We start from the raw sequence: 1,647 nt of genomic DNA, 5'->3' as shown, positions 1-1,647 counted from the left end.
CCCAGTAGACACCCCCTCCCCGAACGTGTATTGTTAGACACGTTGGAGGGCACCGCCCACCACACCCCCGCAGGACCCACAGGGGTCCCGCACCCCGAGTCCCCAAGGAGGACACCATGAAAACCCTCAAGGCCTCTTCTCCGCTCGCGCTGGCCGACTACGCGGCCGCCGCCCTGCGCAAGACCCCCGCTGATTCCCTGGTGGCCATCGGCATGACCGGCACCCGGCTGGGTGCGGTGATGCGCGTCGACGATGCCGCCCCTGCCGGCTTCCTGGGCACGTTTCTGGCCCAGTCCCTGCGGGACAGTGGCCATGAGCGCGCCATCCTGATCGGATACGGCCCCGAGGACCGCGCCCTGCGCTGGTTCGAGGTGGAGGCCGCCATGGTCGATCACGGGCTGCCCGTCGAGACGCTGGTGACGGTGGACGGGAAGAACTGCACCAACCTGAGCACGGGTGAGAGCGAACCCTACGCGCCGGGGGCCTCTGACCTCGGGCTGACCGTGGCTGTCGAGGGGGGCGCGCCGGTCCAGCACCCGACCGCAGCGCCGCAGGACACCGCCGCGCTGGCTCCGCTGATCGCCGCCGCCCGCGAGCGCATGGGGGACTTCCTCACGGACATCCGCGCGCTGGGGCGTGGCATGTCCCGTCTTCTGCGGGATCGGGCGGACCGCGACGCCGCCGCCGTCGTGCTGGCGACCCTGGATCACCCGGACCCCGAGTACCTGCACGCGGCCATGGTGGCCGTGACCGCGCCCCAGCGGCTGGAGACGGTGGATTTCCTGACGGGCACGTTCCCGCACGGGCTGGACTGGGCGGCCACGGAGGAAGCGGAGACGGTGCTCAATGCCGCCGTGGCCATGGGGCCGCGCGAGGCCGCCGCCGGGGCGCTGGCCGTGCTGGCCTACGTGGCCTGGCTCCGCGGCCAGGGTACGCAGGCCGCCGATCGGCTGGGACAGGCCGCCGCGTGCACGCCGGGGCACGCGCATGTGCGCGCCGTGTCCGCTCTGACCACTGCAACGCCGGTGGCCGCCATTGCCGCTGACCGGGCCCACGCCTGGAAGCCCTCCCGGGGCTGACCGACCCCGCCCGCGCGGGGGCCGCGAGCGCAAGCACGCGGCCCCCGCCGTGTCGGGGACTCGGCGACACGGGCCGGGGCGCTGCACCGCGTGTGCAGCGCCCCGGCCCCGGGCCGCCGGCTCTCCACGACACGTCCCCGCCCTACCCGCACTCCCTGGAAGGTGCCCGCCATGGCCCAGATGATCCACTTCCCCACCGACCCCGCCGACCCCGTCGAGCTGCTCGAACTCGACGGCCCCGAGGACCTTTCGGCGTTCTTCTGCGACCAGTTCGACGCCGTACACGGCCAGGGCTGGACGGTCTACCTCTGGACCGACCCCCAGCCCCGCGCCTACACCCCGGAGGACCGCAACCACCAGGCCGCCGCGTTCCTGAACGCGCACGCCGCCAACGGGCGCACGGACTGGGACACGTTCCTGCGCGGGCCGGTGCTGCTGGCCTGCCGCCCGGAACTCACCGCCGATCCCCTTCCCGTCGAGCTCACCCAGCACCTGAGCGAGCCCGAGGACCTGGAGCTGCTCCAGGCCGCAAGCTCGGACGCCTGAGTCCGCCGCCGACTCGGCGACA

Annotated in this window: 2 protein-coding genes; both read left to right on the top strand. The window is 73.5% G+C overall.

Annotation, left to right across the window (positions count from 1 at the left end; all coding sequences use genetic code 11):
- The first annotated feature begins 116 nt into the window (after window positions 1-116).
- Entirely contained in the window at window positions 117-1,079 is a 963-nt protein-coding gene (locus AC0VX0_RS12260; RefSeq protein WP_475452176.1) for a DUF4192 family protein, read from the top strand.
- A gap of 171 nt (window positions 1,080-1,250) precedes the next feature.
- A complete protein-coding gene (locus tag AC0VX0_RS12255) occupies window positions 1,251-1,625 on the top strand; it encodes a hypothetical protein (RefSeq protein WP_475452174.1) in 375 nt (124 codons plus the stop codon).
- Window positions 1,626-1,647: the final 22 nt, after the last annotated feature.

This window comes from Micrococcus sp. iso_26, from assembly GCF_056172975.1.
The sequence above is the reverse complement of the archived record's forward strand: the minus strand, read 5'-3'. Positions and strand labels throughout refer to the sequence as shown.

What these genes read in the sequence shown, in the direction of transcription:
- AC0VX0_RS12260 (WP_475452176.1), top strand. Translation starts at nt 117, where the DNA reads ATGAAAACCCTCAAGGCCTCTTCTCCGCTCGCGCTGGCCGACTACGCG.
- AC0VX0_RS12255 (WP_475452174.1), top strand. Translation starts at nt 1,251, where the DNA reads ATGGCCCAGATGATCCACTTCCCCACCGACCCCGCCGACCCCGTCGAG.